The sequence below is a fragment of the Salaquimonas pukyongi genome, from assembly GCF_001953055.1.
Classification (GTDB): domain Bacteria; phylum Pseudomonadota; class Alphaproteobacteria; order Rhizobiales; family Rhizobiaceae; genus Salaquimonas; species Salaquimonas pukyongi.
The window spans coordinates 2,738,987-2,764,883 of record NZ_CP019044.1; the positions used below are offsets into that span (position 1 = coordinate 2,738,987).

General features: G+C 58.9%; 30 protein-coding genes. 11 read left to right on the forward strand and 19 right to left on the reverse strand.

Annotated features, from left to right (window positions below; genetic code table 11):
* Positions 1–25 precede the first annotated feature (25 nt).
* The 5 genes from BVL55_RS13125 to efp form a co-directional block, all read right to left on the reverse strand.
* Positions 26–1,057, reverse strand: a complete 1,032-nt coding sequence (locus tag BVL55_RS13125) for a peptidoglycan -binding protein (protein ID WP_075997279.1) — start codon at positions 1,055–1,057, stop codon at positions 26–28.
* Between the two features lie 32 nt (positions 1,058–1,089).
* Positions 1,090–2,061 (reverse strand): flagellar motor protein MotA, encoded by a 972-nt coding sequence (locus tag BVL55_RS13130; protein WP_075997280.1) that lies wholly within the window; start codon positions 2,059–2,061, stop codon positions 1,090–1,092.
* Between the two features lie 102 nt (positions 2,062–2,163).
* The gene (locus tag BVL55_RS13135) at positions 2,164–3,153 is read right to left on the reverse strand and encodes a 3-oxoacyl-ACP synthase III family protein (RefSeq protein WP_156892549.1); all 990 of its coding nucleotides are present in this window, start codon (positions 3,151–3,153) and stop codon (positions 2,164–2,166) included.
* A gap of 84 nt (positions 3,154–3,237) precedes the next feature.
* Complete coding sequence (locus tag BVL55_RS13140) at positions 3,238–4,026, reverse strand: inositol monophosphatase family protein (protein ID WP_075997282.1); 789 nt, start codon at positions 4,024–4,026, stop codon at positions 3,238–3,240.
* A gap of 31 nt (positions 4,027–4,057) precedes the next feature.
* Positions 4,058–4,621 carry an elongation factor P gene (gene efp, locus BVL55_RS13145; RefSeq protein ID WP_075997283.1) on the reverse strand — a complete coding sequence of 188 codons (564 nt, stop codon included), beginning with the start codon at positions 4,619–4,621 and terminating at the stop codon, positions 4,058–4,060.
* A 289-nt stretch (positions 4,622–4,910) separates the two neighbouring features.
* Between efp and BVL55_RS13150 the strand changes: the two genes are divergently transcribed.
* Complete coding sequence (locus tag BVL55_RS13150; protein ID WP_156892550.1) at positions 4,911–6,167, forward strand: hypothetical protein; 1,257 nt, start codon at positions 4,911–4,913, stop codon at positions 6,165–6,167.
* A 2-nt stretch (positions 6,168–6,169) separates the two neighbouring features.
* Here the strand turns inward: BVL55_RS13150 and BVL55_RS13155 are convergent, their stop codons facing one another.
* The 5 genes from BVL55_RS13155 to BVL55_RS13175 all read right to left on the reverse strand — a co-directional run bounded on the left by BVL55_RS13155 (position 6,170) and on the right by BVL55_RS13175 (position 10,592).
* Positions 6,170–7,465 carry a cytochrome P450 gene (locus BVL55_RS13155; RefSeq protein ID WP_342098063.1) on the reverse strand — a complete coding sequence of 432 codons (1,296 nt, stop codon included), beginning with the start codon at positions 7,463–7,465 and terminating at the stop codon, positions 6,170–6,172.
* The gene (locus BVL55_RS17115) at positions 7,353–8,516 is read right to left on the reverse strand and encodes an NAD-dependent epimerase/dehydratase family protein (RefSeq protein ID WP_075997286.1); all 1,164 of its coding nucleotides are present in this window, start codon (positions 8,514–8,516) and stop codon (positions 7,353–7,355) included. Before BVL55_RS17115 ends, BVL55_RS13155 begins: the two co-directional genes overlap by 113 nt.
* A gap of 90 nt (positions 8,517–8,606) precedes the next feature.
* Entirely contained in the window at positions 8,607–9,626 is a 1,020-nt protein-coding gene (locus BVL55_RS13165) for a tetratricopeptide repeat protein (protein WP_205410800.1), read from the reverse strand.
* Positions 9,592–10,263 (reverse strand): thiamine phosphate synthase, encoded by a 672-nt coding sequence (locus BVL55_RS13170; protein ID WP_244530509.1) that lies wholly within the window; start codon positions 10,261–10,263, stop codon positions 9,592–9,594. The genes BVL55_RS13165 and BVL55_RS13170 overlap by 35 nt, the downstream gene beginning before the upstream one ends.
* 164 nt (positions 10,264–10,427) lie before the next feature.
* Positions 10,428–10,592, reverse strand: coding sequence for a YdcH family protein (locus BVL55_RS13175; RefSeq protein WP_075997287.1), 165 nt, complete (start codon positions 10,590–10,592; stop codon positions 10,428–10,430).
* 309 nt (positions 10,593–10,901) lie between these two features.
* On the opposite strand from BVL55_RS13175, the gene BVL55_RS13180 reads away from it, so the two are divergent.
* From BVL55_RS13180 to BVL55_RS13190, 3 genes are all read left to right on the forward strand, one after another.
* Entirely contained in the window at positions 10,902–11,105 is a 204-nt protein-coding gene (locus BVL55_RS13180) for a YdcH family protein (protein ID WP_075997288.1), read from the forward strand.
* Positions 11,106–11,221: 116 nt separating this feature from the next.
* Positions 11,222–11,716, forward strand: coding sequence for a 5-(carboxyamino)imidazole ribonucleotide mutase (gene purE / locus BVL55_RS13185; protein WP_075997289.1), 495 nt, complete (start codon positions 11,222–11,224; stop codon positions 11,714–11,716).
* Positions 11,717–11,722: 6 nt separating this feature from the next.
* A complete protein-coding gene (locus BVL55_RS13190; protein WP_075997290.1) occupies positions 11,723–12,814 on the forward strand; it encodes a 5-(carboxyamino)imidazole ribonucleotide synthase in 1,092 nt (363 codons plus the stop codon).
* A 7-nt stretch (positions 12,815–12,821) separates the two neighbouring features.
* Here BVL55_RS13190 and modC read toward each other — a convergent pair whose 3' ends face one another.
* From modC to BVL55_RS13210, 4 genes are all read right to left on the reverse strand, one after another.
* Positions 12,822–13,931, reverse strand: a complete 1,110-nt coding sequence (gene modC, locus BVL55_RS13195) for a molybdenum ABC transporter ATP-binding protein (RefSeq protein WP_428977286.1) — start codon at positions 13,929–13,931, stop codon at positions 12,822–12,824.
* Complete coding sequence (modB, locus tag BVL55_RS13200; RefSeq protein WP_075997292.1) at positions 13,928–14,641, reverse strand: molybdate ABC transporter permease subunit; 714 nt, start codon at positions 14,639–14,641, stop codon at positions 13,928–13,930. Before modB ends, modC begins: the two co-directional genes overlap by 4 nt.
* 4 nt (positions 14,642–14,645) lie before the next feature.
* Positions 14,646–15,536, reverse strand: a complete 891-nt coding sequence (gene modA / locus BVL55_RS13205) for a molybdate ABC transporter substrate-binding protein (RefSeq protein WP_083649538.1) — start codon at positions 15,534–15,536, stop codon at positions 14,646–14,648.
* A gap of 384 nt (positions 15,537–15,920) precedes the next feature.
* Complete coding sequence (locus BVL55_RS13210; RefSeq protein ID WP_244530510.1) at positions 15,921–16,361, reverse strand: winged helix-turn-helix domain-containing protein; 441 nt, start codon at positions 16,359–16,361, stop codon at positions 15,921–15,923.
* Positions 16,362–16,971: 610 nt separating this feature from the next.
* Between BVL55_RS13210 and rpsU the strand changes: the two genes are divergently transcribed.
* The 6 genes from rpsU to BVL55_RS13235 all read left to right on the forward strand — a co-directional run bounded on the left by rpsU (position 16,972) and on the right by BVL55_RS13235 (position 19,809).
* A complete protein-coding gene (rpsU, locus tag BVL55_RS13215) occupies positions 16,972–17,190 on the forward strand; it encodes a 30S ribosomal protein S21 (protein WP_075997293.1) in 219 nt (72 codons plus the stop codon).
* 87 nt (positions 17,191–17,277) lie between these two features.
* The gene (locus tag BVL55_RS16630; RefSeq protein ID WP_156892551.1) at positions 17,278–17,421 is read left to right on the forward strand and encodes a hypothetical protein; all 144 of its coding nucleotides are present in this window, start codon (positions 17,278–17,280) and stop codon (positions 17,419–17,421) included.
* A gap of 26 nt (positions 17,422–17,447) precedes the next feature.
* A complete protein-coding gene (locus BVL55_RS13220; protein ID WP_156892552.1) occupies positions 17,448–18,257 on the forward strand; it encodes a tetratricopeptide repeat protein in 810 nt (269 codons plus the stop codon).
* Between the two features lie 127 nt (positions 18,258–18,384).
* Positions 18,385–18,639 carry a GlsB/YeaQ/YmgE family stress response membrane protein gene (locus tag BVL55_RS13225; protein ID WP_075997295.1) on the forward strand — a complete coding sequence of 85 codons (255 nt, stop codon included), beginning with the start codon at positions 18,385–18,387 and terminating at the stop codon, positions 18,637–18,639.
* A gap of 76 nt (positions 18,640–18,715) precedes the next feature.
* Complete coding sequence (locus BVL55_RS13230) at positions 18,716–19,606, forward strand: HpcH/HpaI aldolase/citrate lyase family protein (protein ID WP_075997296.1); 891 nt, start codon at positions 18,716–18,718, stop codon at positions 19,604–19,606.
* Complete coding sequence (locus BVL55_RS13235) at positions 19,603–19,809, forward strand: DUF1737 domain-containing protein (RefSeq protein WP_075997297.1); 207 nt, start codon at positions 19,603–19,605, stop codon at positions 19,807–19,809. The genes BVL55_RS13230 and BVL55_RS13235 overlap by 4 nt, the downstream gene beginning before the upstream one ends.
* Positions 19,810–19,851: 42 nt before the next feature.
* On the opposite strand, the gene BVL55_RS13240 is transcribed toward BVL55_RS13235, so the two are convergent.
* Positions 19,852–20,349, reverse strand: a complete 498-nt coding sequence (locus tag BVL55_RS13240; RefSeq protein WP_075997298.1) for a winged helix-turn-helix transcriptional regulator — start codon at positions 20,347–20,349, stop codon at positions 19,852–19,854.
* Positions 20,350–20,428: 79 nt separating this feature from the next.
* Between BVL55_RS13240 and BVL55_RS13245 the strand changes: the two genes are divergently transcribed.
* Entirely contained in the window at positions 20,429–21,004 is a 576-nt protein-coding gene (locus BVL55_RS13245; RefSeq protein WP_075997299.1) for a dihydrofolate reductase family protein, read from the forward strand.
* Positions 21,005–21,209: 205 nt separating this feature from the next.
* Here BVL55_RS13245 and BVL55_RS13250 read toward each other — a convergent pair whose 3' ends face one another.
* The 4 genes from BVL55_RS13250 to argH all read right to left on the reverse strand — a co-directional run bounded on the left by BVL55_RS13250 (position 21,210) and on the right by argH (position 25,892).
* Positions 21,210–22,598 carry an aminotransferase family protein gene (locus tag BVL55_RS13250; RefSeq protein ID WP_075997300.1) on the reverse strand — a complete coding sequence of 463 codons (1,389 nt, stop codon included), beginning with the start codon at positions 22,596–22,598 and terminating at the stop codon, positions 21,210–21,212.
* Between the two features lie 261 nt (positions 22,599–22,859).
* Complete coding sequence (lysA, locus tag BVL55_RS13255) at positions 22,860–24,128, reverse strand: diaminopimelate decarboxylase (RefSeq protein ID WP_075997301.1); 1,269 nt, start codon at positions 24,126–24,128, stop codon at positions 22,860–22,862.
* Positions 24,129–24,189: 61 nt separating this feature from the next.
* Positions 24,190–24,381 carry an LPS translocon maturation chaperone LptM gene (lptM, locus tag BVL55_RS13260; protein WP_205410801.1) on the reverse strand — a complete coding sequence of 64 codons (192 nt, stop codon included), beginning with the start codon at positions 24,379–24,381 and terminating at the stop codon, positions 24,190–24,192.
* An 86-nt stretch (positions 24,382–24,467) separates the two neighbouring features.
* The gene (argH, locus tag BVL55_RS13265) at positions 24,468–25,892 is read right to left on the reverse strand and encodes an argininosuccinate lyase (RefSeq protein ID WP_075997302.1); all 1,425 of its coding nucleotides are present in this window, start codon (positions 25,890–25,892) and stop codon (positions 24,468–24,470) included.
* Between the last annotated feature and the right edge of the window lie 5 nt (positions 25,893–25,897).

Here is a 25,897-nt window from a genome sequence, read left to right on the forward strand (position 1 = left end):
CATCCTCCTTCAAAGCGGCCCGGTATTACCGCTCGGTCAGCTTCAACTCGATGCGCCGGTTCTTGGCGCGCGCCTCATCCGTATCGGCTTCTTCAAGTGGTTGAAACTCGCCAAAGCCTGCCGCTACCAGCTTGTCAGCGGGAATGCCCTGTTCAATGAAGAACTTGACCACCGAAAGTGCCCGCGCCTGGGATAGTTCCCAATTGTCCACATAGCGCCCGGTGCCCGAGAGCGGCACATCATCGGTGTGCCCGTCAACGCGCAACACCCAGGCGATATCGTCGGGAATCTCGTTGCCGATCTGGATCAGCGCCTCGGCCACCTTGAGCATTTCCTCCTTGCCGCCCTCGTTGAGCTCAGCAAGCCCCTGACCGAACAACACCTCGGACTGGAAGACGAACCGGTCGCCGACAATGCGGATATCCTGCCGGTCGGAGAGGATTTCGCGAAGCCGGCCGAAGAAATCGGACCGGTAGCGGTTCAACTCCTGCACCCGCTGTGCCAGAGCAACGTTAAGCCGCTTGCCAAGATCGGCAATCTTGGTCTGGCTTTCCCGGTCGCGCGTTTCGGAAGCATCAAGCGCATCCTCCAGCACGGCAATCTGCCGCCGCAGCGCGGAAATCTGCTGGTTCAGCAATTCCACCTGGGACTGGGCGCGCTGTGAAAGCTGCTGTTGTTCATCAAGCTGCTGGGAGAGTTCGCCAATGCGTGCCTCCGCCTGTTCATTGTCACCTGCCCCCGACGCCATCAGTTCTTCCAGGCGGGAGCGCTCTGCCTCTGTCTCGGAAAGGGACGCCTGCAGATTGGCCAGATTGTCCTCCAGATCCTGCCGCGAGCCGCGTTCGAGCGCCAGCAGTTCCGTCAACTGGTTGATTTGCTGGTTGAGCCGGTTGAGTACCGCGTCCTTGCCCGAGATTTCCTGGCTCAAAAGGAATTGCGCCAGCACAAAAACCGACAGCAGAAAGATGATGGCAAGCAGCAATGTCGACAGCGCATCAACGAAACCGGGCCAGTAATCGATCTGCCGGTCTCCGCGCCTGTTTCTTGCCAATGCCATCTATCGCTCCGCCAGGAATGATCTTGAACCGGTCAGCTCTTCGACGCCTTGTCGAAAAACTTGTTGAGCTTGTTCAGCGTTTCCTGCAATTCCGTCTGTTGCTGGCGCATGGCCTGCTGATCGGCACGCATGTGCTGCACCAGGCCCTGAATGCTTTCGGCAAGGCTGGCCATGGCCGCCGTCGCCCGCCCGCTGCTTTCACCGCCCCCCGATTGCAGGTTTTTGGTGAGCGAATCCAGATGCTCCCTCAATTCCTCGCCACTGGCCCCCGAAAGGCTGCCGAAATCTGCCGTCATGTCGGTGATCGAGGACAGCCAGTTCTCCAGCTCGGTATAGAACCGCGTTTGCGCCCGGCCCGCCTGCAGGTCGAGAAACCCGAGAATAAGCGATCCGCCAAGCCCGAACAGGGAAGAGGAAAACGCCGTGCCCATGCCATCAAGCGGTGCAGACAACCCGCTCTTGAGCGCTTCCAGAATATCATTGGTGTCGCCCGAGCCCGGGTCAAGCGAACGGATCGTATCGCCAATGGAGCCTATCGTCTGCAGCAGGCCCCAGAACGTGCCAAGCAGTCCCAAAAACACCAGCAGGCCAATCAGGTAACGGGTGATGTCACGCAGGTCATCCAGCCGGTTGCCGATCGAATCGAGAATGGAGCGAAGCGAAGCGGTGTTTAGCGACATGTTGGCTGCCGCATTGCCGAGCAGCGCCTTCATCGGCGCCAGCAGAACCGGATCGCGCTTTCCCGAAAACTCGTCTCCCTGCCGGAACGAATTTGCCCAGGAGACTTCCGGCATCAACCGCACCACCTGTCCGATGGTGAGCAATATGCCGAAAACCAGAACAAGCACGATCAATCCGTTAAGGCCCGGATTGGCCATGAAGGCCGTTGAAATCTGGCTATAAAGAATGGCGATGATGAAACCTGCAATGATCAGGAAAACGACCATCGACAACAAAAACAGTCCCGGACTTGTAAACCGGTAGGGATCAAACGCGCGCGCCACCTTGCTCCTCCTCCTGCCGCATCGGGCAGATCACCACTCGGCAAACTATAGCGCAGCATTGTGAAAGGGAAACCGCAAATTGCCGGATATTCTTCCAGCTTGTCAGGAAAACTGCACCACTGCCGTCGACCAGGAAAGCCCGACGCCGAAGCCCGAAAGCAGAACCGTGCTGCCGGCAAGCGCGCCCCTTTCGTCGAGTTCCTCAAGCAGCAGCGGAATGGTCGAAGAAACCGTATTGCCGAAGCGCTCCATGTTTTTCAGCACTTTCTCGCGCGGAACACCGACCCGTCTCGCCATGGCATCCAGCATGTAGATCGAACCCTGGTGCAGGGCGAACCAGTCCACATCGCCAATGCCCATGCCGGCCTTTTCAAGGCAGCGGTTGATCGACAGGGGGATTTCGCTGTTGACGAAATTGAACACTGGCCGCCCCTTCATGTGCAGCCGAACATCGTCCTTTGTCTGCGCGGTCAGTTCGCCTTCATTGTCCATCAGCGGCCTTGCCGCCCCGCCCGAAGGCACGATGATCGCATCGCCCTTTTCGCCATCGGTACCGAAGTCGGTGGCCAGAATCCTGCAACGGCTCTCTCCCGCCCTAATCCAGGTAACGGCAGCCGCATCGCCGAAAACGCAATTGGTATCCTTGTCGTGGGGTTCGATGATGCGCGAATAGGGATCGCAGGTCACCAGCAATCCATCGCCGCCGCCGCTTGCTGCAAGAAAGCTTTGCGCCACCACTGCGCCATAAACATATCCCGAGCAACCAAGTGATATGTCGAAACTGGCCGTTGAGACCGGAAGGCCCAGTTCATGAACCAGCGCTGCCGAATTCTGCGGCAGGCGGTGGTCCGGCGTCTGGGTGATGTTTATCACCAGCGAAATCTTGTTCTTTAAATCCGGATGTGCGGCAAACAGCGTTTCGCACGCCTGTTTGGAAAGGCTTACCCCGGTTTCTCCCTCCCCCAGCACGTAACGGGTTTTCAGCCCGATCTTGTTCTCGATGAATTGCTGATCGGCGCCTGTCCACCGGGCGATATCGGCGGCAGTGTGTTGAACCGAGGGAACCGCATGGGCGAAGGCTTCAAGAGGCATGAACGCAAACAACCGGCAATTGGCAATACCGGCAACCGATTACGCCATGGGCGAAAGGACGGCAAGAGGCGGCAATCCGGCTCTCTACTCGCCATCCACTGTCTTAAGCAGTTTTTCGAGGATGATTTCGTTGCCGGCTATGATGGTCGTGGTGCCGAACATGTCCTGGCCGCCGGCTAGATCGGTGACATAGCCGCCGGCCTCGCGCACCATCAGGATTCCCGCTGCCATGTCCCAGGGCGAAAGGCCAGTCTCCCAGAACCCGTCAAACCGGCCGGCTGCAACCCAGCACAGATCGATTGCCGCCGCACCAAACCGGCGCACGCCAGCCGAATTTCGCATCACCCGGCGCTGCTGCTCCAAAAAAGCGTCATGGGCCGGGCGGCCAATATGGGGAATGCCCGTCACAAACACGCAATCGGTCATCTCGCGGCGTGCGGCAACGCGGATACGCCGGTCGTTCATGAACGCGCCGCGCCCCTTTTCGGCAGTAAACAACTCGTCCATGGCGGGATTGTAGACGACGGCAGCAACAATCTGCCCCTCGCGTTCCAGCGCAATCGAGATCGCAAAGAGCGGAATGCCGTGCAGAAAATTGGTTGTGCCGTCGAGCGGATCGACAATCCAGCGGTTCTGCGGGTCCTTGCCCTTTATCTCGCCGCGCTCTTCCATCAGGAAGCCGGTGTCGGGCCGTGCCCTGGAAAGCTCCTCATGGATGATCTTTTCCGCCATCCGGTCGGCAGAGGAAACGAAGTCTCCCGGCCCCTTGACCGAAACCTGCAGGTTCTGCACTTCGCCAAAGTCGCGTGCCAGCCGGCGCCCCGCCTTGTGGGCGGCGTTGACCATCACATTGAGAAGGGCAGAACGGGCCATGATACGCTTTCAGAAAGGTTGCAGCGGCGTGTCAGTCGGCACGGCGCAGATAAGCGATTTCGCTGGTGTCGACGACGATTTTCTCGCCAGCCGAAACAAAGGGCGGCACCATGCAGCGCACGCCGTTTTCCAGAGTCGACGGCTTGTAGGAAGATGAAACCGTCTGCCCCTTGACCACCGGTTCGGTCTCGATGACTTCCAGCACGACCTGATCAGGCAGGGAAATGCCGATGGGCTTCTCCTCATACATCTCAACCGTCACCATCATGCCGTCCTGCAAAAACGCCGCCCGGTCGCCAACGAAATCCTTGGCCAACTCAAGCTGTTCATAGCTTTCATTGTCCATGAAAACCAGCATGTCGCCCTGCTCGTAGAGATACTGGAAATCCTTTTGTTCCAGCCGCACCTTCTCCACCGATTCGGTGGCTCGGAAGCGTTCGTTGAGCTTGCTGCCATTGAGCAGGTTTTTCATCTCCACCTGGGCGAAGGCCCCGCCCTTGCCGGGTTTTACGTGGTCGGTCTTCACCACCGCCCAGAGCTGGCCGTTATGTTCCAGCACATTGCCGGGTTTGATCTGGTTGCCGTTGATTTTCATGGGTCACCGTAACGGATTGGATAGAGAGCAAGGCCGCGCCAATGGATGTCTGGCGCCCTGATGCCTGCACCGGTGCAGGCAGAAGCGCCGCCTGTGCCAGATTGCGGCCTGCAAGACCATAAAAGGAACCGAAAGGCAAGTGGCGGCACGCTCGTGGCAGCACTCGAAAACCGGTTGTGATCCGGCAGGAACTTCCCGGATTCGCGAAAGGCATACCGCATTGGCCGCATTGCAATCGATCCTAATCCGGTCAACGATGCTGCCCAAAGCGGCGGCAGGGGATGAGGCAATGGATGCACACAGCGTTTCGCACGATACGCCGGAACGGCCAGACGCACTTCATGAGCAACCCTTCAGCCATCTGCAATGGTACCTCCATCACGCAGAAAACACCGTCTACCTCGCCGCAGAAAGCGACGATGTGCTAAGCGAACGCAACCTGCATGAAATCGCCGGCTGGTTCATGACGCTTGCTCCCCAACTCAACTATCGGGCAAACGGTCGTGGCGACCGGCATTTGCCGGTTCCGGTAAAACCTGAAGCGATCTGTCATCATGAAGAAGTCGGCGATCTTCATCAGGCGCTTGCCTGGGCGATCGAAAACCACAAGGAAATCTATACCGATTCGGACCGGCCGAACTTCCGCGCCTACGGGTTTCGTTTGCGGCGGGCGCGCAAAGACAGCGCTCGCTCGCTCTATGTCTGCTGTTCCTCACACGCGCTGATGGAAGGTTCGGAAAGCGCACGGATCATGCGCATGCGCAACACCGTCCACCATGCCGAACGCAGTCCGGCCAGATTGGGGCTTCTGAAAACTGCGATGATCACCCTTGCCGGCCTGATCCTGGCACCGCTCCATCTCATTGCATCCTGGTTCGACCGCCGGGATGTCTCCCACGGCAATTGGGCCATCATCGACATCAGCCGCAAAAGCATCAAGCAACTGGCAAAGCGCCACGGCGTGCGCCAGCGCAGTGTGCTGTTTTCGCTGCCGCTTTACGGCCTGCACTTTGAAAAATCCCTGCCCCATCAGACAACAAAAAAGGCGCAGCTGATCAGCTATTCAACCTTGCCGGACTCCAAGACAACACTGGAAGACGCAGCGCTGAACCTGCGCATGCAGGTTGGCCGCATACCGTCTGCTGAAAGTTTCGAGGCACATCTTAAAGCCATCGATCAGGTTCTGGGCAAGGAAGACACAACGGAAATCTACAGCCAGGCCTTCTACAATTCGATTCTCGGCGTACACCGGGTTCTCCACCGGTTATTTCCCTTCCTCTACCGCGGCAGGTTTTTTACCTATGTGCCCTATGACTTCGTGCTGTCGCTTTTGCCGCCCCACCTGACCGGCGGCTGGTTTCGCAAACTGTTCCGCCGCTCCATTTTCTGCGGCTCCTACACCCCCGGCGCAAATTCCTGCGTCTTCGTTCCTTATCTCGGCGGCTTCAGCCTCAACTTCCATGCAGACCCCAAAATCCACGCCAACATGGACGCCTTCACCCAGTTCCTGAAGCAACAGGGCATTGATTGCCGCCGGGTGCTCTGATGCTAGATCAGCGAAAGCTGCCCGAAGACCGGGCGCGCAGGACGCAGCGTGCCATGAAAATCCAGTACCAGCGGTGAGGCATCTTTCAGTTGCCAGGTAAAGTCCCGCACAATCATGGCCGTTGCCAGCGCCATTTCCACCATGGCGAAATGCTTGCCGAGACACATGCGCGCGCCTGCCCCAAAGGGCGCAAAGGCACCGCGATGCAACAGCCGCTCTGAAAGCGGCTGCTGTGGCGATGGCGCAAATGCGTCTGCCTGTGGCCACCAGATTTCATTGCGCTGGGCAAGAAACGGGCAAACGATGATCAGGCTGTTTGCCTTCACTCGGTAGCCGTCGATGGTGCAATCGGCATTGGACTGCCGGGCCATCATCGCCACCGGCGGATAGAGCCTGAGCGCTTCGTTCACCACCTCGGTTGCGACCGGCAGCATTTTCGGGACGCTGTCCGCAACACCCGGTCGCACCAACGTTGCAGCTTCTTTCCGCAAGGCGTTTAACGTTTCTGGATATTGCGGCAACAGGTGCATCAAGAAGGTCATCGTGCGCGCCGTGGTTTCAAACCCGGCAAAATAGAGCGTGATGATCTCGTCCCTAAGCAGGTTCCGATCCACCCCTTCAAGCGCGGAGAAAATACTACCGCTCATGCCGCCGGCCTTTGATTGCGATTTAGACTGGTCGATGAGTTCGTCCAGAAATCCGTCGATCACAGAGAGCGCATGCTTGAATTTGCGGTTTTCTGCGGTGGGAACGAAAAGCGGTGGCCGGACCGGATCGGCGGTGATGTCGGCGACAAAGGCGAAAGCATATTCGAATGCATCGACGATTTCGTCATGGCCGCGTGTCAGGTCGATACCGAAAGCTGCCAGCGAGATGATCCGCATGGTAAGCCGCGTCATGGCATGGCCAAGATCGGCGGGCTTGGCGCTTGCCGCCAACTCCCGTAATTCCGCCATGCCCGCCTCGCAGGCATCATGCACCGAACCGGCATAGGTGTTGATGGCGCCGGGCGAAAAGACCGGATTGAGTCTTTGGCGCTGCTCGCCCCAGTTTTCCCGGTCATTGGTGATCAGCCCGTTGCCCAGCAGCTTGCGCAGTCCGGAATAACCGATCCCCTTGCGCATCACACGGTTCTGGGTGACGAAAATCTCGTAGATTGCTTCGGGTGAAGCAAAAAACCAGATGTTAAGCGGACCGAGTTTCAGCGAAATCACATCGCCATACTGGGCATGCATCTCCCGCCAGAAACTCAGGGGATCGGTGCGGCCCATGGCGCGAAAAGCGCGAAGAACGCCCATTCCCCTCGGTCCCGGCGCCCCTTCGGCTACTTCGCCCGGTATACTGCTCAACGATACTCCCCCCTGCCCCAAATTCGGCCATGTGCGCCCGGTACCATGCATGGGCATCCTGCAGCGTTTCCGGCAAGGGCCGGGCGGTAAAACCCAATTCCCGCCGCGCCTTGCCGCAATCGCAATTGGCACGGCTGTCGCGCAGGATTGCAAGCGATTGATACGTGTAACTGGGCGGCCCTGCACCCAGCAGCGGCTTTGCCGCCTCAAACGGAAGACCAAGACAGGCGATCTGCCAGGGGACGGCCAGGCGCTTTGTCTTCCTGCCGGATATCTCCCCGCACAATCGTGCCAGTTCTGCTACCCTGACCCAGTGGCCGCAGAGTAGAAACTGCCCGCAACATTCTGCCTGCAGTGCTGATCCGATGGCGCCCGCCACGTCGCGCGTGTCGATCCAGTCAAACCCGCCATCGACCACCAGCGGCAGATCTCCGCTAAAAAGCCTGCACAGCATGCGGCCGGCAAGCGACCTGTCGTAGTCGTGCGGGCCGATAAAGCCGGTAGGGTTGAGGATAACCAGATCAAGCCCGGCTTCCGCCACTGCGCGCACGGCATCCTCACCAGCGGCCTTCGAGCGGTCGTAAGCAGAAGATGACCTATTGGCCCTGGGCGAGGATTCATCGAGCACCGCAAGCTCCGGCGAGGGCCTGAAGGCATGGATTGAACTGAGATGAACAAGCTTGCGCACGCCGGCAGCCAGGCACGCCTCCGCCACGTTTCTGGCCCCTTGAACATTGGTCCGCATCACCATGCCGTCCAGGTCGCCGCCAATGGAGATCAGGCCTGCCAGATGCACCACAGCATCGGCGCCCCGAAAGGCATCCCGCAACGCCTGCGGCTCAAGAATGTCGGCTGCGATGCGTTGTACGGCCAGACCATCAAGCGCCGTTGTCTTTGACGCTGGGTGGTGCAGTGCCCGCACATCCATGCCGTTCGCCAGTAATTCGCGAACGGTATTGGCACCAAGATGGCCGGTGGCACCGGTAACCACGACCTGCATTGAACGCCTCTTCCATTCTCCGAGCCAGATCGTGAATGTGGCAGACAAACCGGGAAAAGGACAGGCTGGAAGAAGTAGGCCGCCTTTGAGTTACCCGCTCGGCCAGCGGTTGGCCGCTTCAAGCCCCTTGGCCAGCACCTTGCGGTCGATCGTATTGATGAAATCGTCGAGCCAGGCGTCCGCCAGTCCGGCACGCTTGGCCAGAATGTGCCATTTCGCCGCCTCCACGGGATCGGCATCTGTGCCCACACCCTGGGCATACATCTTGGCCAGACGGTTGCGGGCGATGATGTTTCCGCCAAGGGCGGCCCGTTTCATCCAGCCAAAGCCTGCCTTGTCATCCTTGACGCCGTTATAGCCGTTGACGAGCCATATGCCGAGTTCCACCTGAGCCGTATCGATGCCGGCCTTGGCTGCCTTTAGCATCCATTCCAGCGCCTTGTCCTCTTCCGCATAGCCTTTCAGCTTGCCGGTCTGATAGATTTGCGAGAGGACATAATAGGAATCGGAAACCCGGGCATTGGCAGCCTGTTTCAGATAAGGCAGCGCTTCACGGGCGCCGCTTGTGGTCGGCTGCTGGTCCAGGATCAGCTGGGCATAGTTGAAGGCGGCCGTTGCATGACCATCATCGGCGGCAAGCTTCATCAGGCGCCTGGCCTCCTCCCGGTCGGCGGCAACATGCTTTCCCTCCAGCAGTTTGACCGCATAGCCGAACCGGGCATCGCGGTCGCCATTGGCAGCGGCGATTTTATACCAGGCCGCTGCCTCCTTGGGATCCTGGGGAACACCGAGACCGCGGTCATAGAGCTCGGCAATCAGTGTCTGCGCCTTGGGATCACCAAGCTGCGCACGCGGCAGGGCCAGTTCGAATGCGGTCAGATAATAGCCGCGCTGAAACGCGCCAAAGGCAAGATCGGCCTCAGCCGCCGAAGCTGAGGCGGGAATTCCCCCTTCAGCCGACTCTACAGCATCACTTTCCGCACCGGCCGATTCCGGTTGCGGTTCAGTTTGCTGGGCACACACAGGACTGGCAGACGCAGCAAACAGCGCCAGGATCGCGGCACAGGCGAACGGATTAATCTTCATCTTCAAAACGCGGAGCATGTTCATCCAGTACAGCATTGATGCGCTTTACCGCTTCCGCCGCGCCGCCGGTGTGCGCAAACACGGCCAATCCGAGCACGGCAAAATCGGCTCCCGTTGCCGCCACGTCGAGCGCGCTTTCCGGCGCCGAACCCGCCATAACCAGAACCGGCAACTGCATGACGTTGGCACACCATTCGCCCAGACCCAGATTCTTGGGATGCGGCTCAGGCCGGATATCGCCTTCCAGCCTGCCCACAAACAGGAAATCGGGTTCGGCCTCGGCTGCCTCCATGGCCTGATGGCGGCTCTTGATCGGGCCGTAGCCTATGATTCTTTTTGGCGAAAACCGGGCAACCGTTTCCTTTAGCGACTTTGCATCACCGCCAACCAGCATGCCGTCGGCACCTGCGCGGCCCATCGCCTGGCTATCATCAACGGAAAGTATGGCCGCATCATGCCCGCTGCACGCACCAACCAGTGCCTCAAGATGTGCCTGATAGCGCGATGCATCCATTTCGCCCTTCAACGCAATGACGCTGGCAACATCGCCGCCAGCAAGGGCATCGGCCAGTTGGCCGGGCGCGGCCTCGTTGGGGGAATGGCAAGAACGATCCGGCAGCGGTTCATTTCGGTTTCCGGCATACGGTTTTCCGGCGTGCATGCCTTACAACCACCGGCTTGGCAAGCCGTCTGCTGCTTTCAACGGGCCGACAGCATTCTGAGCTGCCGCGACATTCATGACGGCCAATATGACAAAGTATGCCTGCCGCGGTGGAAGGCAAACCCCTGCACTTTGTTTTCTGATGCCGGTGCGGCTGAAGCCGGTCAACTGTTGAGCTTGTTGATCTTGTCTTTCAGCAACAATTTTTGCCGCTTGATTTCGGCAATTTCGTCATCCCGGCTGCTTGGGTGCCGCATCGCCTCTTCCAACCGCGTCTCGAGCTCTACGTGTTTCTGTTTGAGCTGTTCGATATGGGTATCAAGAGGCATGTGCAGTCTCCCTTTCCTGTGAGTGGAGTTTCGGGGCAAAAAATTTGACCACAGATTTGGTGGTTTGTCCAACCTCCAGGTACTGCGCAGCGTTAAGTTGTGAACAAAACTAACAGAATATGAAGACAGTCAGGGCATGGGCCACCTGACTTGCGCGCAGGCTGCCTGCGCATTCTCCTCCCCGGCGCCCGGTGTTTGGCAGAACAGGAATACACACCGCTTCCTTTTGGCCCGTGCAAGCACTACAATCTGCACCCAGGATGGAACCGGTATCCGGTCCAGTTCCCACCGGGTACAGACGATGCGGCAATGAGCGAAGAAGACAACATCAACCTGCGCATGCAGCTGGCCGAGTTGGAACTCGAACACGCCGACCTCGGCAAGGCTGTCGATGCCCTCACGCGGGTAGGTGGTGATCTGTTGTGCATTCAGCGGCTGAAGAAGAAAAAACTCGCCCTCAAAGACGAGATTGCCAGCCTGCGGGTACGCGTCACGCCCGACATCATTGCGTGAAGCAGCAAGCTTGACGCGATTCTTCCAATTCTCAGCTCACAGGCTTCCTTCCCGCTGTCCCATACGCTACAGCACGTTTTTAACGGTACACAGTCCAATACCGGCAGGAACGCACCATGCCTGACACCACATCCCCCGTCGCCATCATTATGGGCAGCCAGTCCGACTGGGAAACGATGAAACATGCCGCCGACACGCTCACGGCGCTCGATATCGGCTTTGATGCCAAAATCGTCTCGGCCCATCGCACCCCCGGCCGGTTGTACGATTTTGCCAAATCCGCCCGCCAAAATGGCTACAAGACCATTATCGCCGGTGCCGGCGGGGCAGCCCACCTGCCCGGCATGGTGGCTGCGATGACTTCCCTGCCGGTGCTGGGCGTTCCGGTGCAATCAAAGGCACTTTCCGGGCAGGACAGCCTGCTTTCCATCGTCCAGATGCCGGCCGGTGTGCCTGTGGGAACGCTTGCAATCGGCCGCGCCGGCGCAGTCAACGCCGCCCTGCTGGCGGCCTCAATCCTCTCGGTAAGCGACACTGCGATAAAAGAGCGCCTCGATACCTGGCGTGACGTCCAGACTGCCGGTGTTGCAGAAACCCCAAGCGACGGATAAGCCCGAATGCCGGTGAGAAAGGATGACGCCCTGAAGCCAGGCGATACCATCGGCATCATCGGCGGCGGCCAGCTGGGGCGCATGCTGGCAATGGCCGCAGCCCGCCTTGGTCTTAAGACCGTCATTTTGGAACCTGGAGCGGATTGCCCTGCAGCACAGACCGCAACCCGGCACATCGCTGCCGCCTACGACGATGAAGACTCATTAAGGGAATTCAGCGCTGCCTGCGACGTAATCACCTACGAGTTCGAGAACATTCCGGTTTCCGCCGTATCCTTTCTGGAAGAAAACAACCTGCTTTTCCCTTCCTCCCTGGCACTGGAAAAAAGCCAGGACCGGCTGACGGAGAAGAATTTTCTGCGCGAGCTTGGCATTGCCACCGCGCCTTATGCGCCGGTTGAGGATTTGCCTTCACTGCAGGCGGCGGTCGAGACGATCGGCACGCCCTCGATCCTGAAGACACGCCGCCTCGGCTATGATGGCAAGGGGCAGGTGCGCATAAACAAAGACACCGACCTTGGGGAGGCCTGGCAGGCCATTGGTGGAGTACCGGCCATTCTGGAGGGATTTGTCGGCTTTTCCTGTGAAATCTCTGTCATTGCCGCGCGCGACCGAAACACACGGGTCGTTTGTTATGACCCGGCCGAAAATGTCCATCGGCAGGGCATTCTGCGCACTTCTACCGTTCCAGCTGTCATTTCCCCCAAAACCGCAATGGCAGCCACCAAAGCCGCCGAGAAAATCACTGCGGCCCTCGACTATACCGGGGTAATGGGAATTGAGTTCTTCGTCGCAGAAGACGGCACGCTGGCGGTCAACGAAATTGCCCCCCGGGTACACAATTCCGGCCACTGGACGGAAGCAGCCTGCGATGTTTCCCAGTTCGAACAGCATGTCCGGGCCGTGGCCGGCTTGCCATTGGCCCGGCCCCTGCGCCATTCCGATTGTGTAATGGAAAACCTCATCGGCGATGATATGGACCGCGTTCCGAAATTACTTTCTGATGAAAAATGCATGCTGCATTTGTACGGCAAGGCGGAGACCCGAAAGGGCCGCAAAATGGGTCATGTCACGCGGCTGACCGGCCCTGCCGGCTGAACTGGCATCAAACAGCGCCGGTCCCGATATCCAGAGGCGCCACCGAAACCGACTTGGCGATGGCATGGGTGATCATTCCGGGCTTTAGGTCCAGCATCGCCGCTGAACGCTTGGTAATCCGAGCCAGAAGGTTTTGACCTGTGTTCTTCTGATTGCCGATGGAAAGCTGCACCAGGACACCGGGGCCGGGACCCGCCTGGATCGAAACCACCTTGCATTTCAGGATGTTGAGGGCGGAAATTTCCTGCGGCCGTGCGCGGGCAAGCATCACGTCCTTGGCATCGATGCGAACGCGGATTTCTGCCCCCGGCGCCGCATTGACCGCCGGCAGGAACAGCGTTCCGCCTTCAATGGTGATTTCCGACAGCCCGTCCTCGTGATGGCGGCCTACCCTGCCACGCAGAACAGCGCCCGCCTCCCGCGCCCCGAACCGGGCAGCCATTGCCGGATCGGAAAGAACACGGGCGGCCGGCCCCGCTTCAACCACCTTGCCTGCTTCCAGCACCACCAGCGTTGTGGCGAGCCGCGCAACCTCCCCAAGCGAGTGGCTGACATAAAGGATCGGGATGCCCGCTTCGTCGCGGATGCGCTCAAGATAAGGCAGAATTTCCCGCTTGCGCGGCTCATCCAGCGCAGCCAGCGGTTCGTCCATGGCGAGAAGCTGCGGCGAGGAAAGCAGCGCCCGGCCAATCGCCACCCGCTGTTTCTCACCGCCAGAAAGGCTGCCAGGACGCCGGGACAGCAAGGGTTCGATGCCAAGCAGCGCAACCATTTGATCGAAATCGGAACTGCCGGTCTTTTGATTGGAAAACCGACGACCATATTCCAGGTTTTGCTGCACGGAAAGATGGGGAAACAGCCGCCCTTCCTGAAACACATAGCCGACACGCCGTTTGTGGGGCGGCAGGAACGCACCGCTCTTGGTGTCCGCCAGCACCCGGCCATCAACCACCACCCTGGCCTGTTCTGGCTTGAGAAGTCCGGCAACAGCCTGCACGATCGTCGTCTTGCCCGAGCCGGAACGCCCGAACAGGGCCGTAACGCCGGCAGGCGCCGAAAACCCGCAATCCAGACTGAACTCCGCAAAGGCATGGCTGATCGATACTTCCAGCATCAGGCTGTTCCCCTGACGGCAAGGCCGTTTCTTTCCTGCAGCCTGCGTGCCAGCACTTCCGAAGCTATCAACGCCATCATGGCCACCCCAATAGAGATTATCACCAGCCGGATGGCGGAACGCTCTCCGCCCGGCACCTGCAAAAAGGCATAAATCGCCGACGGAAGGGTTTGGGTTTGGCCGGGGATATTGGCAACAAAGGTGATGGTTGCGCCGAATTCACCCATCGCCTTGGCAAAGGCGAGGACACTGCCTGCCAGAATGCCCGGCAGGATCAGCGGCAGGGTGACTGTCAGAAAAACGGAAACCGGCGGTGCCCCCAGCGTGGAGGCGGCCTGCTCCAGCTTCATGTCCGCTGCCTCAATTGAAAGGCGGATGGCACGAACCATCAGCGGAAATGCCATGACCGCCGCTGCCAGCACCGCACCCGTCCAGCGGAAAGCCAGAACCAAACCGAAATTTTCTTCAAGAAATTTTCCGAGAAACCCTTGCTGCCCAAACGCCAGAAGCAGCAGATAGCCGGTGACCACCGGTGGCATGATCAGCGGCAGGTGCACCAGCCCGTTGAGCAATTGCCGTCCCGCGAACTGCCATCGCGCCAGGGCATAGGCAATCAGGATACCTGGGGGAAGGCTGATCACGACAGCCCAGAAAGCCACCTTGAGCGACAGCGCGACCGCCTGCCATTCCTGGGGTGCCAGCCATTCGCTCATGAACTTACGAATCCCTGCCGGGCAAAGGGTAAAACCCGTGCTTTAGAAAAACTCCAGCCGCTTTCTCGCCGGTCAGGTAATCAAGCAGGGAAAGGGCTCGCGCCCGGTCAGCCTGCTTCAGCATGGCAACGGGGTAACGGATTGGTGGATGACTGCTGACTGGAAAGGTCGCAGCAACCGATACGCGCGGCTCGGCATTGGCATCGCTGGCATAGACAATGCCGAAAGGCGCTTCACCTGCCGCCACGAAGTAAAGCGCTGCGCGAACATTGTCAGCCTCCACCACATGCGGCGCAACGCTTTGCCATATGCCCAGTTTTTCAAGCGCTGCCTTGGCATATTGCCCGGCGGGAACCGCATCGGTCAGCGCCATGGCAAGCTTTCCGCCTTCCAGCCGGCTTGCCAGGTCGAAATCCTGATCAAGCTGGAAGTTGCCCGCATTCTTTCCAGTAGAAATCAAAACAAGCCGGTTGGAAACAAGGTCGTGTCTGGTGCCTGCAACCAGCCGGCCGGCCTGTTCTGCTTCATCCATCCACCGGGGATTGGCCGAGATATAGAGGTCAGCCGGTGCACCCTGGAGAATCTGGCGGGCCAGCAGGGAGCTGCCGGCAAAGGAAACGACCGCCTCATGGCCGCTTTCCGCCTGCCATGTACCGGTGATTTCTTCCAGGGCATTTTTCATGCTGGCAGCGGCAAAGACCACAATCGGCCGGTTTTCCGTCGCCGCCGAGCCGCCTGACAACACTGCCCCAAAGGCGGCCACAAACACAAGGCCGGTCACTACCGCACTTCCCGCAACGGCAGGAAAGCCCCTCCGCGTGCCGCCAAACCAGCCGCGAAGCCGGGCATATCGCCGGGAAAACAGCCTGAAACGGGAAATAATGCCGGATTTCATGAATAAATTGCCGGAATTTGCGTGAAGTAGGGATGTGTACGAATGGAAATATCGCAAGGATTTACCCGTCAAGGCAAGCGTTATTTCCGCCAGTACATATCCGATACGCAATGGGGAGTTGTCGCGCCTTTACGTCTCTTGTCCTGTGATATGAACATGAAGAACTTTGCTTTCGGTGCGCAAAGGATGAAGTAGGAAGCATACGTCATGTTTTTCGCCGTCATCCTCGCCCTTGAGGCAGGGAACCAGCAAACTGCCCTTGGTGTCTGATCGCTGGATTTGGTGTCTCATCGCTGGATAAAATTCGGCGATAACCAAGTGGCTAACTTACTGGCCGGGGGACGTCCAGGCTCAAACATACGCACGCAAGCACAAGACCTGCTGTCAACGCTGCCCTTTCAGCAAGGCACAGATCCCTTCGATTTCCGCGCCGCCGGCTTCCAGCGTCTTTTCTTCCAGAGCCCGGAACAGGGAAAGCACCTCGCGACCGGCCTCCGTCAGCGCCGCACCGCCCCCAGCTGATCCGCCGCGGCTGCTGGTTACCAGGGGCGTTGCAAAAATCGCATTCATGGTTTCAACCAGCATCCATGCACGCTTGTAGCTCATGCCCATGGCGCGCCCGGCTGCAGCAATCGATCCGGTTTCGCCAATTAACTCCAGCAGATCGGCCTTTCCCGGCCCAAGCATCGCCTTGTGGGGTCTGGCGTTCGGATTTCTGCCGGCCCGGGCCAACGCCACTCCGTCAAACAGCAGCCTGAGGCGCAGCCTGGCCTCCATCCGGCCGGTTTGGGCACCGGCATTTTCCCCCGATTGGCGTTTCGTCATGGCATTTCGTCCGGTTCGACGCCAAATTCGTACCATGGGCATCATTTCCGGCAAACGGATTTGATGGAAAAACACGGGCCCCGGCGTCGCAACCCCCTGCAATCGGGATCGCTCCCGGCATGCATGCTCCCGTTGAGCAGACAATTTTCTCACACCATTTCAATCCTGTTTATCGATCCACGACCCAGGGTTCGCACTCCTTATTGTGACCTGAATGGCGCGGACAATGGCGTTGTAGATGCTTGAAAACCGGAAGGTTTCCGGCGCATTCCCTCCTTGCATCCGCACAAGTCCGCTCCTGCCATTCAAGCCAGAATAAAGGGTCTGAACCCTAGACAAATCAGGGCTTGTTTGGTATTGGCTGGTCATCTGGTGACGGCTGCCGTTACGGGAGCGGTGTTTTTTATCTCATCGAATACTCGCAACAGGGTGAACATCCGCAGCAACAACCTGCACTAATCTGCATCGGGATTGCGCCTGATACCGCTTGTTCCACAGGCTGGACTTGCGATTGACGTTCACAAATCCCCGATTAAATGCCAGGCAATCAAGGCCGCCAGACAGCCCACTGGAGGGCACGGCGACAGGACGATAATGAAACGGAGACAACGTGCAAGTACTCGTTCGTGACAACAATGTGGACCAGGCGCTGCGTGCGCTGAAGAAGAAACTGCAGCGTGAAGGCGTATTTCGCGAAATGAAGCTGCGCAATTTCTACGAAAAACCGTCGGAAAAGCGCGCCCGCGAAAAGGCTGAGGCGATCCGCCGCGCTCGCAAGCTGGCCCGCAAGAAAGCTCAGCGCGAAGGTCTGATTCCAGGCCGCCGCTAAGGCGTTTCTCCCGCCAGGCCGGAAGGGGGATTTCCGGCGCCTCTCCGCAAACGGCGGAGACAAGCTGTGGAATTTCGGGCACAATCCATGGGCGAAACGGTGAAAAACCCGTTTCGCCTTTTTCTTGCCGTGACGGCAACCAATAAGACGGTTTACTGGCAACCGATCAACAAAACGGCACATGGCATGCACGCTGCCCCCAAAGACAAGCTGCCTCTCAAGGACAGGTGACTGCTTCCAGCGCCCGGCTCAGTACCGTGGCGGGTGCACGGACGATCGCGCTTTTTTTCGCCTGTGGCCTGGCATTGTCCGCCTGCACCACCAGCGGCATCGGCAACGCCATCGACATCGATCCCGCCCAGGGGTCAGAGGCCAACATCGCGTCGCTTTCCGCGGTCGTCGATCGTAATCCCAATTCGCCGGAGGCCTATAATGTCCGCGGCACTGCTTATGGCCGGGCGGGCCGTTACCGCGAAGCTCTTGCCGATTTCTCCCGCGCCATCGAACTTAACACACGCTTCTATCAGGCCTATGCCAACCGGGCACTGGTCTACCGCCAGACCGGCGATTCGCGGGCAGCAATCGAGGACTATTCCAGGGCACTGAAAATCAATCCGCAATACGACATCGCCTATATCGGCCGTGGCAATGTCTACCGCACCACCGGCAACCCGCGACAGGCGCTGCGCGACTATGAGCGCGCCATCCAGCTCGGCTCCACCAATCCGCGCGCCTATCACTCGCGTGGCCTGATCTACCAGGCCGACGGCCAGCATCAACGCGCAATCGAGGATTTCACCACCGCAATCAGCCTGGATGCTTCAGCGCCCGAGCCCTACAATTCGCGCGGCGTCTCCTATCTTGCCATCAACGATTCCTTCAACGCCCTGGAAGATGCCAACCGGGCTTTGCGGATCAAGGAAAACTACGCGGAGGCATGGGTGACCCAGGGGCTCGCCCTTGAGATGAAAGGCGACAAGGCGCAGGCCAGAAAGGCATTCCGCCGTGCCTATCAGCTCGACGATTCCCTGACCGTTGCCCGCGACGGTGCCAACCGAACCCGGTAACTGCACTTCAGATACTGAAAACCGTTTGGACCATCCCGGTTGCCGTGGCAGAGCCCGGCTACGGTAGTATGGCATTGGCGCTGTGTTACAGTATAGTCGGGGCCTATGCGATTTGGAGGGAAAACCCATGACACTTGAAAGCCTTATCATCTTCATTCTGATTGGCGCGGTTGCCGGCTGGCTCGCCGGCATACTGGTCAAGGGATTCGGTTTCGGCCTGATCGGCAATATTGTCATTGGCATTGTCGGGGCATTTCTGGCGGGAGTGATACTGCCACAGCTTGGCGTTTCCATCGGTGCGGGGATCGTCGGCGCGATTATCCACGCCACCATCGGCGCCGTCATCTTGCTGCTCATCATCCGGCTGGTAAAACGCGCCTGAATTTAGCACCGGAGTGTTTTACAGCGCTCCGGCGCTGCCGCCTTGCCAAGCGCCGTTTTCCGGGTGACAAGCAGGAATGGTTTTCATTCCTCCAGATGGCGGCAGCAAGCCGTTTCGCCTGCGCCGCTCGGTGCTGTTCCTGCCGGCCTCCAATGCCCGTGCCATCGAAAAGGCAAAAACGCTTTCAGCTGATTGCGTGATTTTCGATCTTGAGGACTCGGTCGCTGAAGAAGCGCGCAAAACGGCGCACGCCAATCTCCTTGAACTGGTAAAGGGTGCCGATTTCGGCGGCCGCGAACGGATCATCCGCACGCCCGCAACTGGCTGTCCGGGATTCGATGCGGCCTTTGACGTCGCAATTCAATGTGCACCCGACGCGATCCTGCTGCCCAAGGTAGAAACCCTTAAGCCGCTGCAAACGGCAACTGCCATGCTTGAAAAACAGGGGTCAAAGGCCGCGCTCTGGATCATGATCGAGACGCCGATGGCGTTGATGAACCTCAATAAGATTGCCGGCTCCGGCCCGCCACTTTCAGCCCTTGTTGTCGGCCCCAACGATCTTGCAAAGGCAACCGGCGTAAAAATGGAAGGGGGCCGCCCCGTGATGCTGCCCTGGCTGATGCAGGTGGTTGCAGCCGCCCGCGCCCATGGCCTTCATGTGCTCGACGGGGTGTACAACGCCTTCAGGGACCTCGACGGCCTGGCGGCTGAATGTGCCCAGGGAGCCGCGATGGGGTTTGACGGCAAGACGCTCATCCATCCCGCCCAGATCGAAACCGCCAATTCGGCCTTTTCACCGTCGCAGGAAGAGCTTGCCCGTGCCGAGGCGATCGTTTCAGCCTTCGCCAAGCCAGAAAATACTCACAAGGGCGCAATCCAGATCGACGGTGCAATGGTGGAACGCCTCCATCTCGAGCAGGCCGAGAGGCTCCTTGCAGCGGCGAAAACAACAAGGAGAACGCCATGACGCGCCTCTACCGCTTCCTGACCGGCCCGGACACCTCCGAGTTCTGCCACAAGGTGACGAAAGCGCTTTCAGACGGCTGGGAGCTTTACGGCCCGCCGCAATACGCCCACGATCCGATGAGCGGCGACATGCGCTGTGGCCAGGCGGTCATCAAGGAGGTGGAATCGGCCTACGATCCGGACAAGAGACTTGGGGAGTACTGAAGCAATAACTTACGGGCTGATCGGCATGGCCGGAGCGGGTGTTCAGCTTTTCTGCTGCTCGTTCAACACAGCCTCATAAGATTTCTGCATGAAGTCGCACACCGAAGTAACCCCTTCCGGCATGGAAATACCCAGGTGAATGCTCCTGAGTTCGGCCATGAAGTCTTCCCACATTTTCGGCCCGCCCCTGGCAAGCACTTCGGCGCGCACGCCGAGTTCCGGGGTAGATGGGGTGTGCTCAAGACCCCATGCGCCCAGATGCACAAGTACGGGAACAAGCGATATTGCTTTTTCGCTCAGGCTATCGATTTTCTTCTGCTTATGACCGGGATCAGGGGCGAATGTGATCAGCCCCTCGGCTTCAAGGTGTTTTAGCCGGGCGGCCAGGATATTCGTGGCGATACCTTCCAGCGAATTGACATGCAGGTCACGGAAGGTACGGCGGTTGCCGAACATCATGTCACGCAGGACGACAACACTCCAACGGTCTCCAAGCACTTCGACTGCAAGATTGATCGGGCATCCCGAGCGATGGTCCATTCTCCACCTTATACTGCTTGCATTATGCAATCAGATTGCCTACCAATCAACCGATTGCATAATGCAAGTGGAGAATGTCATGAGAAAACTCGTCGTCTCGATTGTTCTTAGCCTCGACGGCTATATCAACGGCCCGGGTGGCGAATTCATTGCGCCCGAATGGTCGCCCGATCTCGACCGCTGGACCGGACGTATGATCGAACGCTTCGACACGCTGATCTACGGTCGCACGGCATGGGAAAAAATGTCCGAGTTCTGGCCACAGGCCGGGCGCGATGAAACATTACCCGAACCGACAAGAGCCCTTGCCGCCTTCATGAACGGCAGCAGAAAACTCGTCTTTTCGCGCACGCTGAACGAGGTTTCTGCTTGGGAAAACAGTAAAAAGGCAGAGGGGGCATTCAATGAGGTGATTGCGCGGGAAAGGGAACGTGAGGGCAAGGACATGGTGATCTTCGCCGGTGCCTTGATGGCTCAATCTGCCCTGCGGAGCGATGCCGTCGACGAGCTTTGGCTCCTCACCTTGCCGGAACTCTTCGGCCATGGAACCCGGTTGTTCGAAGGCCATAACCTGAGGCGAAAGCTCTCCCTTTTGGAAATCGAGCGCATGGATACCGGCGCAGTCCTGACCCGTTACGCCATCAACCCAGTCTGACCGGCTACCCTTGCGGTCAAGGATGGTTCAAGCCGCAAGACCACATCCATCAGGATGATCATCGACACACCAATAAGCGATCTGCCGACTGCGCGTTGACCTTTTGACAAAAAAACTGCCCCCTGTTTTTGGGGGCAGGTCTCATACAATCGGGCTGCCAGCCAAACGCAATCGGGCTGCCAGCCAAACGCTGACAATTACAGGTTCAGCTTGTCGCCTTGGCCAGCGCATTGTCGATGGCCCCGACAATGGCATCGATGTCGGCCTTCCTGGCGATCAGCGCCGGTGAAAGCGTCAGCGTGTTGTTGAAACCCGGAACCGAGCGGTTGGTTACCCCGATGATGACGGCATCATCGGCAAGACAGTTGGCCACCACCTGCTGGGCAAATGCTTCTTCCACCGGTTCCTTCGTCTCGCGGTCCTTGACCAGTTCGGCACCGGCAAACAGCCCCTTGCCGCGAACTTCGCCGATGACAGGGTGTTTTTCCTTCAGTCCCTCAAGACGTTCCAGAAGATAGTCGCCCATGGCAGCCGAATTCTCGATCAGTTGTTCTTCTTCCAGAATGCGCATGTTCTCAAGCGCTGCTGCCGGGCCTGCCGTGCAGCCGCCAAACGTCGAGATGTCACGGAAATAGGACAGCGGATCTGCGGCATCCTCCTTGAACTGCTGGAAGACTTCTTCCGTGGTCACCGTGCAGGAGATCGCCGCATAGCCGGAGGCCACACCCTTTGCCATCGTCACCATGTCTGGCTTGATGTCGTAATGCTGGTAACCGAACCACTTGCCGGTGCGGCCCATGCCGCAGACCACTTCATCGATGATCAGCAGCACATCATACTGCTTGCAGATTTCCTGAACCCGCGGCCAATAACCTTCCGGCGGGGTGATGACACCGCCGCCTGCCGTGATCGGCTCGAGGATCAGCGCACCGACCGTATCCGGCCCCTCGCGCAGGATAACCTCCTCGATGGCATTGGCGGCACGCAGGCCATAGTCGTCCACTTCGCCCCATTGGGAGCGGTATTCAAGACAGTGCGGCACTTCCACGAACCCTTCCGGAAAAGGGCCGTACTGCATCTTGCGCTCGTTCTGGCCGCCGGCGGCAAGGGTGCCGATCGTCGTGCCGTGATAATCCCGGTCGCGGTACAAGATCTTGTTCTTCTTGCCACCCTTGCGATGGGAAATCTGGCGAACGATCTTGAAAGCCTTCTCATTCGCCTCCGAACCGGAATTCGAGTAATAAACCCGGCTCATACCCGGCATCTTTGAAATCAGCCGCTCGGCAAACTGCGCACCGGGGATCGAGCCCATGGCACCGGCGAAATAGTTCATCTTTACCAGCTGGTCGCGCACCACATTGGCAATCGATTCACGGCCATAGCCCACATTCACGGTCCAAACCCCGCCGGAAACCGCATCGAGAATTTCGCGGCCCGCCTGGTTCCACACCCGCATGCCCTTACCCTCGATGACGATCATCGGGTCGACCGTCTCGAACTTCTTGTGCTGGACCAGGTGGTGCCAGACATTGGTCTTGTCGGCCTCTACCACTGCCGAATAATCGTTTGGATTTTGCGGTGCGTTGATGTTCATGATGTTTCTCCCAATTCCGCCAGATGATCTGCCCGCAGGCGGTCCCGGTGTTTCCAGTACTTCACATGCGCTGGCTGGATTGCTTGGTATGTGTCGCCGGCGCTTCACACTTCAGGTTCTAGCAGCAGCGCCCGCCGCACTGATAGTCTCAATTTTCCCATTGTCGGGGAATTGGGATGAAACCCCTAGCGCCAGAGCGCATGGAAACGATGGAGCCAGATAGCGGCGCAACAAGCCAGATGGCGTCGATACAAGAACGTGTCAGGAAAGCCAGTCCGCGATACGGTCCAGCGCCAGGATTTCATCCGCCTCCACCCGCGGACGGATGACGGAAAACCGGTCGCCCTTTACCAGTACCTCCGGCACCAGCGGGCGAGAATTATAGGTTCCCGCCTGCACCGCACCATAGGCCCCTGCCGAAAAGATGGCAAACAGGTCGCCACGGTCCATCGGCGGCAGGTCGCGGTCATGGGCCATGAAATCGCCGGTTTCACAGACCGGGCCGACCACATCGCACTGACTCCATACCGCATCGGAGGCAGGCTCCACCACGGCACGGATATCGTGCCAGGCATCATAGAGCGTCGGCCGGATCAGGTCGTTCATGCCGGTATCGGCGATCAGGAAAGTCTTGTGCGGCATTTCCTTCCGGTAGATCACGCTGCCGACCAGAATGCCCGCATTGCCGACGATGAGGCGGCCCGGCTCGAAAATCACCTGGCAATCGAGCGCCCGCACATGGCGTTTGACGATGTCGGCATAAGCGTCGGGGCCCGGTGGCGGCGCATTGTCGCCGCGATAGGGAATGCCCAGCCCGCCGCCGAGGTCAACATGGTCAATGGTGTGCCCTTCCGCCCGTAGCCGCCGCACCAGGCCTTCCAGCCTTGAAAAGGCATGATCGAAAGGCTCCAGCTCTGTGATCTGGCTGCCGATATGCATGTCGATGCCGGTAACCGCGATGCCGGGCAGGCTCGCGGCAAGTGCATAGATATCCTCCGCCTGCTCCCAGGGCACGCCGAACTTGTCTTCCTTCTTGCCAGTGGAGATTTTGGCATGGGTTTTCGCGTCCACATCCGGATTGATGCGGAAGGAGACGGGCGCCGTTTTCCCCATTGCCGCCGCCCGCGCCGACAGCGCATGCAGTTCGGGCACCGATTCTACGTTGAAACACAAAATGCCGGCTTCGAGCGCGGCATCCATTTCATCATCGGTCTTGCCGACGCCGGAGAACATGATTTTTTCGGGCGGAATGCCGGCAGAAAGTGCCCGCTTCAATTCACCGCCCGACACCACATCCGCACCACAGCCAAGCCGGGTCAGTGTTGTTAGCACCGACTGGTTGGAATTTGCCTTCATGGCGTAACACACCAGTGAGGGGATATCGCCAAAGGCGCCCGAAAACACCTTGTAGTGCCGCTCCAGCGTCGCCGTCGAATAGCAGTAAAACGGCGTGCCGACTTCCGCCGCAATCTGTGGCAGAGGTACGTCTTCGGCATGCAGGATGCCTTGCCTGTACTGGAAATGGTTCACGGGCGCTGCCTTGCAAAAAAATCTCGGAAGAAGTCCCGCCGGAAAGGCGCGATGCAACAGATCAGATCAGCGCATCCAGAATGATGCGGTTATCCTCTGCGGCAGGTTCACTTGCGGTGCCTGAAGAGGTCGAAGGCGACACACTGCCCGGCGGCGGCTCAAGCGGTCCCTTTCGCCCGCAAGCGGAGACCGCCACAAGGCCCGCCAGCAGTACAACAGCCAGCAATCTGTTATATCCGTTGCCACACATCATGGCAGTAACTCCGTCATCGTTGCGGCTCATATTCGTCAAGCCGGATCAATTGTCAAACAGGGCAGCAGCCCCGCCTGATCATCTCATCAGCACTGTCTGCGCTCCTTTGCCCGCAACCTGCGCCACCGTGCGGCCTGGCGCTTTACATTTGCCGGCGCCGTGCCGCCATAGCTCTTGCGCGAGGCAACGGACTTTTCCACCGACAACACATCGAAAACCGACCGGGTGATCTTGCCGTTCAGCTTCTGTAGGTCTTCCAGGGCAAGGTCCTCCAGCCCGCAGCCCATTTTTTCGGCAAGCGCAACCGCCTTGCCGGTCACGTGATGGGCTTCGCGGAACGGCAGGCCGGTTTCACGTACCAGCCAGTCGGCGAGATCCGTGGCAATCGAAAAGCCGGAACCTGCCGCCCGCTTCATCGCATCGGCATTGATGGTCATGGAAGCGACCATACCCGTCATCGCAGCAACGGCAAGTTCCAGATTTTCCGCCGTATCGAACACCGCTTCCTTGTCTTCCTGCATGTCCTTCGAATAGGTCAGCGGCAGCCCCTTCATCACCGTCAGCAGCGCGACGAGACTGCCATTGATACGGCCCGTTTTGGCGCGGATGAGTTCGGCAGCATCGGGGTTCTTCTTCTGCGGCATGATGGAGGAGCCGGTGGAAAACCGGTCCGACATGCGAACGAAGTTGAACTGCGGCGTTGACCAGATGACCAGTTCCTCTGCCAGCCGCGACAGGTGAGTGGCGCATATCGAGGCAACGGCAAGAAATTCCAGCGCGAAATCCCGGTCGGAAACGCTGTCGAGCGAGTTGCGTGTTGGCTCGCGAAAACCCAGCGCCTTCGCCGTTGCCTTGCGGTCGATGGCAAAGCCCGTGCCGGCAAGCGCTGCTGCCCCCAGCGGACACTCATCCATGCGGACAATCGCATCGGCAAGCCGCGAGCGGTCGCGGGCAAACATCTCCACATAGGCCATGCAGTGATGGCCGAACGTCACCGGTTGCGCCGTCTGCAGATGGGTAAATCCCGGCATCACGGTCCCTGCATGGGCCTCGGCATGATCGAGCAGCACATCGATCAGCCTGCCCAGTTCCAAATGCATGGCTTCGGCCTGCGCCTTTACCCACAGGCGGAAATCGACCGCCACCTGATCGTTGCGCGAGCGAGCGGTATGCAGCCGGCCTGCCGCCGGGCCGATCAGCTCGGAAAGCTGTGCCTCAACATTCATGTGAATGTCCTCAAGCGCGGCGGAAAACGCGAAAGTGCCAGCCTCGATTTCTGACAAAATCGTGTCTAGACCTTTGAGGATCGCTTTGGCATCACGCTTTGAAAGAATGCCCTGTTCGGCAAGCATGGTTGCATGCGCCTTCGAACCCGCTATGTCTTGCGCATACAGCTTCTTGTCGAAGCTGATGGAGGCATTGATAGCCTCCATGACGGCATCGGGCCGGTCGGAAAACCGCCCGCCCCACATCTTGTTGCTCGAACCCTTGGTCGATGGCTTCCTGGCCATGATCT